This is a genomic window from Algiphilus sp. (assembly GCF_023145115.1).
Classification (GTDB): Bacteria; Pseudomonadota; Gammaproteobacteria; order Nevskiales; family Nevskiaceae; genus Algiphilus.
Genome location: NZ_JAGLEJ010000005.1, coordinates 140,815 through 147,707, shown reverse-complemented (window position 1 = coordinate 147,707; position 6,893 = coordinate 140,815). Strand labels below are relative to the sequence as shown.

5 protein-coding genes and 1 pseudogene are annotated in these 6,893 nt (G+C 69.0%); all 6 read left to right on the top strand.

The genetic code is table 11. The features are described from left to right. Positions 1-710 (top strand): annotated as a pseudogene (locus KAH28_RS01875) (F0F1 ATP synthase subunit alpha); the annotation flags it as partial. Between the two features lie 43 nt (positions 711-753). Next, positions 754-1,626 carry a F0F1 ATP synthase subunit gamma gene (atpG, locus tag KAH28_RS01870; protein ID WP_290574106.1) on the top strand — a complete coding sequence of 291 codons (873 nt, stop codon included), beginning with the start codon at positions 754-756 and terminating at the stop codon, positions 1,624-1,626. 57 nt (positions 1,627-1,683) lie between these two features. Further along, on the top strand, positions 1,684-3,096 hold the full coding sequence (gene atpD, locus KAH28_RS01865; protein WP_290574105.1) for a F0F1 ATP synthase subunit beta: 1,413 nt from the start codon (positions 1,684-1,686) through the stop codon (positions 3,094-3,096). Positions 3,097-3,116: 20 nt separating this feature from the next. Next, on the top strand, positions 3,117-3,539 hold the full coding sequence (locus KAH28_RS01860) for a F0F1 ATP synthase subunit epsilon (protein WP_290574104.1): 423 nt from the start codon (positions 3,117-3,119) through the stop codon (positions 3,537-3,539). Between the two features lie 61 nt (positions 3,540-3,600). Continuing rightward, positions 3,601-5,004, top strand: coding sequence for a bifunctional UDP-N-acetylglucosamine diphosphorylase/glucosamine-1-phosphate N-acetyltransferase GlmU (gene glmU / locus KAH28_RS01855; RefSeq protein ID WP_290574103.1), 1,404 nt, complete (start codon positions 3,601-3,603; stop codon positions 5,002-5,004). Between the two features lie 60 nt (positions 5,005-5,064). Continuing rightward, complete coding sequence (gene glmS / locus KAH28_RS01850) at positions 5,065-6,891, top strand: glutamine--fructose-6-phosphate transaminase (isomerizing) (RefSeq protein WP_290574102.1); 1,827 nt, start codon at positions 5,065-5,067, stop codon at positions 6,889-6,891. Positions 6,892-6,893 lie beyond the last annotated feature (2 nt).

The window sequence follows — 6,893 nt, the reverse complement described above, 5'->3', positions numbered from 1 at the left end:
TGCGCCGCCCGCCGGGCCGCGAGGCGTTCCCGGGCGACGTGTTCTATCTCCACTCCCGTCTGCTGGAGCGCGCCGCGCGCGTGTCGGCGGCCTACGTCGAGAAGATCTCCGACGGCAAGATCACCGGCAAGACCGGCTCGCTGACCGCGCTGCCGATCATCGAGACCCAGGCGGGCGACGTCTCGGCCTTCGTTCCGACCAACGTCATCTCGATCACCGACGGCCAGATCTTCCTCGAGACCGACCTCTTCAACGCCGGCATCCGCCCGGCGATGAACGCCGGCATCTCGGTGTCGCGAGTCGGCGGATCGGCGCAGACCAAGATCATCAAGAAGCTCGGCGGTGGCGTCCGTCTGGCGCTCGCGCAGTATCGCGAGCTGGCCGCCTTCGCGCAGTTCGCGTCGGACCTCGATCCGGCCACGCGCGCGCAGCTCGACCGCGGTCAGCGCGTCACCGAGCTGATGAAGCAGAAGGAGTACGCGCCGCTGTCCGTGGGCCTGATGGCGTCCTCGCTGTTCGCGGTGGAAGAGGGCTACCTCGACAAGGTCGACGTCGAGAAGATCCAGGCCTGGGAGGCCGGTCTGCACCAGTTCCTCGGCAACAGCTACGCCGAGCTCCTCGACAAGCTCAATGTGGGCGACTGGAACGATGACCTCAAGAGCGCGCTGACCGAGGCCATGGACGCCTACGTCAAGCAGGCCGCGGTCTGATCCGCCGGTGATGTTGCTCCCCGTTCCGATGGAGGACCGCTAAGTGTCCGCAGCCAAGGAAATCCGCGGCAAGATCAAGAGCGTCCAGAACACGCAGAAGATCACGCGTGCGATGGAAAAGGTCGCCATGTCGAAGATGCGCAAGGCGCAGGAACGCATGGGACAGGCTCGGCCTTACGCGCAGAAGATGATGGAGGTCATGCAGCGCGTGGCGGCTGCCAGCTCGGACTTCACGCATCCGCTGATGGCGGAGCGTCCGGTCAAGCGCGTGACCTATCTGCTGGTCACCACCGACCGCGGCCTCTGCGGCGGCCTCAACATCAACATCTTCCGCAGGGTGCTCACCGAGATGAAGCGCCACCGCGAGGAAGGTGTCGAGGTGCAGTTCGCGCTGCTCGGCGGCAAGGGGCTCAGCTACTTCCGCCGCATCGGCGGCACGGTGCTGGCCTCGGCCACCGGTCTCGGCGACAAGCCGACCGTCAGCCAGATGCTGGGCGTGATCAATGCCGTCACCGAGGCCTACGAGAACGGCGAGACCGATCGCGTCTACCTGGTGTCCTCGGAGTTCGTGAACACCATGACCCAGCAGCCCGCGGTCGTGCAGCTGCTGCCGGCGAAGGCGCCCGAGAGCGAGACCACCACCGAGGCCGGCTTCGGCTGGGACTACCTCTACGAGCCGTCCGCGCCCGAGCTGATGGACACGGTCATCCAGCGCTACGTCGAGTCCATCGTCTACGAGGCGGTGGTCGAGAACGCGGCCTGCGAGCAGTCCGCGCGCATGGTGGCGATGAAGGCGGCGTCGGACAACGCCGGCAAGATCATCGACGACCTGCAGCTCGCCTACAACAAGGCGCGCCAGGCGAACATCACCAAGGAGCTCGCCGAGATCGTCGGCGGCGCCGCTGCGATCGAATAGCGCACCCGCTTTCGTCGCGAACACCCAATTGCATTAGCTGAAACAGGACGAATCAAGATGAGCTCTGGAAAGGTCGTACAGGTCATCGGCGCGGTCATCGACGTTGAATTCCCGCGCGACGCCATTCCGAATATCTTCGACGCGCTGGTGGTGGACGACAACGGCCTCACGCTCGAGGTGCAGCAGCAGCTCGGCGACGGCATCGTCCGCTGCATCGCCATGGGCGTCAGCGAGGGCATCAAGCGCGGCCTGACCGTGACCAACTCCGGTCGCGGCATCGCGGTGCCGGTCGGCAAGGCGACCCTCGGCCGCATCATGAACGTCCTCGGCGAGCCGCAGGACGAGCGCGGCGAGGTCAAGTCCGAGGAGACCTGGGAGATCCACCGCGCGCCGCCGAGCTACGAGGACCAGTCGGGCGCCACCGAGCTGCTCGAGACCGGCATCAAGGTCATCGACCTGCTCTGCCCCTTCGCGAAGGGCGGCAAGGTCGGCCTCTTCGGTGGTGCCGGCGTCGGCAAGACCGTCAACATGCTCGAGCTGATCAACAACATCGCCAAGGCGCACTCGGGTCTGTCGGTGTTCGCGGGCGTCGGTGAGCGTACCCGCGAGGGCAACGACTTCTACCACGAGATGTCCGAGGCCGGTGTCATCCAGCTCGAGAACATGGAAGAGTCGAAGGTGGCGATGGTCTACGGCCAGATGAACGAGCCGCCGGGCAACCGTCTCCGCGTCGCGCTCACCGGCCTGACCATGGCCGAGTACTTCCGCGACGAAGGCCGCGACGTGCTGCTGTTCATCGACAACATCTACCGTTACACGCTGGCCGGCACCGAGGTCTCGGCGCTGCTCGGCCGCATGCCGTCGGCGGTGGGCTACCAGCCGACCCTGGCCGAGGAGATGGGCGTCCTGCAGGAGCGCATCACCTCCACCAAGACCGGCTCGATCACCTCGATCCAGGCGGTCTACGTGCCGGCGGACGACCTCACCGACCCGTCGCCCGCGACCACCTTCGCGCACCTCGACGCCACCGTCGTGCTGTCGCGCGATATCGCCTCGCTGGGCATCTACCCGGCGGTCGACCCGCTCGACTCGACCTCGCGTCAGCTCGACCCGAACGTCATCGGCGAGGAGCACTACAACTGCACGCGTGACGTGCAGGGCGTGCTGCAGCGCTACAAGGAGCTCAAGGACATCATCGCCATCCTCGGCATGGACGAGCTCTCCGAGGACGACAAGCTGGCGGTGGCCCGCGCGCGCAAGATCCAGCGCTTCCTGTCGCAGCCCTTCCACGTCGCCGAGGTCTTCACCGGCTCGCCGGGCGTGTATGTCTCGCTCGCCGAGACCATCCGTGCCTTCCGCGGCATCGTCGACGGCGAGTACGACCACCTGCCCGAGCAGGCCTTCTACATGGTCGGCACCATCGACGAGGCCATCGAGAAGGCGAAGAAGCTCGAGGCCAAGGCGGCCTGATCGGCCCCGGACCCTGACCCATGGCAGAGATTCAGCTCGACATCGTCGCCAACGAGGGTGAGATCCACTCCGGCAAGGCGGTCATGGTGGTGGCGCCGGCCACGATGGGCGAGGTCGGCATCGCGCCGCGCCACGCGCCGTTGCTGACCGCGCTCAAGCCCGGCGAGATGCGCGTCGAGACCGCGGACGGCCAGAAGCTCAGCTTCTTCGTCGGCGGCGGCATCCTCGAAGTGCAGCCCGACAAGGTCACCGTCATGGCCGATACCGCCATGCGCGGTGATCAGGCCGACGAGGCCGCCGCGGCCGAAGCCAAGCGCGCGGCCGAGGAAGCCATGCAGGGCGCCGCCACCGAGTCGGACATCGCCAAGGCCCAGGCCGAGATCGTCGAGGCCAATGCGCGCCTCGAGTTCGTCCGCAAGATGAAGGGCGGCACGCACGGCTGATCGTGCGTGACGCCGGCTCCGGCCGGCAACGAACCGGCCAACTGGCCTACACTCGCGCGTCATGACGACCGACTCGCCGCTGCATATCGTCGTGCTCGCCGCCGGCAAGGGCACGCGCATGCACAGCGCCCTGCCCAAGGTGCTGCACCGGGTCGGCGCGCGTCCCCTCATCGACCACGTGCTCGATACCGCTCGCGCGCTCGATGCCGCGGGCTGCCATGTGGTCATCGGCCACGGCGGCGAGCAGGTCCGCGACCAGGCTGCGGTCCCGGAGGGACTCACCGTCCACTGGGCGCATCAGCCCGACCAGCTCGGAACCGCGCACGCCGTCGACCGGGCCATGCCGGCGATTCCCGACGACGCACTGGTGCTGGTGATGTACGGCGATGTCCCGCTGGTGCGCGCCGACACCCTGTCCCGTCTCGCGACCGCGGCAGCGCCCGACGGCGCCGTGCTCGGCACGGTGCTCCCTGATCCCACCGGCTACGGCCGTCTGCTGCGCGATGCCGGCGGGCGCCTGGCGGCCATCGTCGAGGAGAAGGAGGCCGATGACGAGCAGCGCGCCGTACGCGAGGTGAACACCGGTCTGCTCTGCGTGCCTGCCGCCGCACTGCGCGGCTGGCTCGCCCGCATCGGCAACGACAACGCCAAGGGCGAGTACTACCTCACCGACCTGGTGGCGCTCGCGGCCGCGGACGGTCGGCCGCTGGCGGTGATCGACGTGGACGATCCCACCGAAGTCGAAGGCGTCAACGACCGCGCCCAGCTCGCGCGCGCCGAGCGCACCCTGCAACGCCGGCGCGCGGCCGCGCTGCTGGCGCGGGGCGTCACGCTGCTCGATCCGGAGCGCTTCGATCTGCGCGGCTCGCTGGAAGCGGGGCGCGATGTGGTCATCGATGCCGATGTCATCATCGAGGGCGATGTCGTGCTGGGTGACGGCGTGCATGTCGAGGCGTTCTGCCTGCTGCGCGACAGCGATGTCGGCGCCGGGTCGCGCATCGCCGCCCACAGCATGCTGGAGGGCGCGACCGTCGGATCCGGTTGCGCCATCGGCCCGTTCGCGCGCCTGCGTCCCGGCACGGTGTGCGAGGCGGGCAGCCGCGTCGGCAACTTCGTCGAGATCAAGAACAGCCGGCTGGGGGCGGGCGCCAAGGCCAACCATCTCAGCTACGTCGGCGACGCCACGGTCGGCGATGCCGTCAACATCGGCGCCGGCACCATCACCTGCAACTACGACGGCGCCAGCAAGCACCATACGGACATCGGCGAAGGCGCCTTCATCGGCAGCAACACGGCGCTGGTGGCGCCGGTGCGCGTCGGGCGCAACGCCACCATCGCGGCCGGGTCGGTGATCACCCGCGATGCGCCGGACGACGCGCTGACCCTGGCCCGCGCCCGCGAGCAGAAGTCGGTCGCCGGCTGGAAGCGGCCGAAGAAGAAGACGGCAGCGCCCGATGCGGGCTGAATCGGCAATGATCCCGGTGGCGACCATCCCCATCCCTTCCTTCCGTTCCGGAGCCCGCGCATGTGCGGCATAGTCGGCGCGACCGCGCAGCGCGACGTGCGCCAGATCCTGGTCGAGGGGCTGCGCCGGCTGGAGTACCGCGGCTACGATTCCGCAGGGCTCGCCCTCGTCGATGCCACCGGCGTGCTGCGTCTGGTACGGGCCCGCGGCAAGGTCGCGGCACTGGCGGAAGCCGCCGACGCCGCCGGACACGACGGACGCTGCGGCATCGCGCACACGCGCTGGGCCACGCACGGCGAACCCGCCGAGCGCAACGCGCACCCGCATCTCTCCGATGATGTCGCGGTGGTGCACAACGGCATCATCGAGAACCACGCCGCGCTCCGGCAGGAGCTGAGTGGCGAGGGTTATCGCTTCGCCAGCGATACCGACACCGAGGTCATCGCGCACCTCGTGCATCGCGAGCTCGCCGGCGGCATCGCGCTGCGCGCGGCGCTGGAAGCGGTGGTCGCGCGCCTCACCGGCGCCTTCGCGCTGGCAGTCTGCTGCGCCCGCGCTCCCGACACGCTGGTGCTGGCGCGGCGCGGCTCACCGCTGACCATCGGCGTCGGCATCGGCGAACACTTCTGCGCGTCGGACGCGCTGGCGCTGCTGCCGGTGACCAGCCGCTTCGTCTATCTCGAGGAGGGCGACATCGCCGAGCTGCGCCCGGACACCTTCCAGGTGTTCCACGATGGCGAGCCGGTCGAGCGCCGCATCCATCAGTCGACGCAGTCGCCGGATGCCGTGGAGAAGGGCCAGTACCGCCACTTCATGCTCAAGGAGATCCACGAGCAGCCCACCGCCATCGCGCAGACGCTGGAGGGCCGCATCGGCGACGGGCGGGTGCTGGACGCCATCCTCGGCCCCGACACCGCGCGCGTGCTCGATCGCGTCGAGCGCGTGCACATCGTGGCCTGCGGCACCTCCGCGCACGCCGCGCAGATCGCCGCCTACTGGCTGGAGCAGATCGCGCGCGTGCCGTGCCGTGCCGAGCTGGCCAGCGAGTTCCGCTACCGCGAGCCGCTGATCGAGGCCGGCACGCTCATCATCACCATCTCGCAGTCCGGCGAGACCGCCGACACGCTGGAGGCGCTGCGCCACGCCCGCGACTATCCGCTCGCGGGTGCTCTGGCGATCTGCAACGCCCCCGAGTCGAGCCTGGTGCGCGAGTCCGATCTGGTGCTCATGACCCACGCCGGGCCGGAGCGTTCGGTGGCCAGCACCAAGGCCTTCACCACCCAGCTCACCGCCCTGGCACTGGTCATGCTGCTGCTGGCCCGCCGGCAGGGCATGGCGCCGGAGGTGGAGGCGGATTTCGTGCGCCAGCTCGAGGTCGTGCCCGCCGCCATCGAGGCCGTGCTCGAGCGCGACGACGCCATTCGCGAGATCGCCGAGCAGCTGGTCGACAAGCAGCACGCGCTGTTCCTCGGCCGCAACACGCTCTATCCGGTGGCCCTCGAAGGCGCGCTCAAGCTCAAGGAAATCTCCTACATCCACGCCGAGGCCTACGCCGCGGGCGAACTCAAGCACGGGCCGCTGGCGCTGGTCGACGAGGACATGCCGGTGATCGCGGTGGCGCCGGACACCGGGCTGCTCGAGAAGCTGCGCTCCAATCTGCAGGAGGTGCGCGCGCGCGGCGGCCGCCTGCTGGTGTTCGGCGATGTCGCCGCCGGCTTCGAGCGCGATGCCTACACCGAAGTGCTGGCGATGCCCGCGTCGGGCACCCTGAACCACCCGCTGATCTACACCGTGCCGCTGCAGCTGCTGGCCTATCACGTCGCCGTGCTCAAGGGCACCGACGTCGATCAGCCGCGCAATCTCGCCAAGTCGGTCACGGTCGAGTAGAC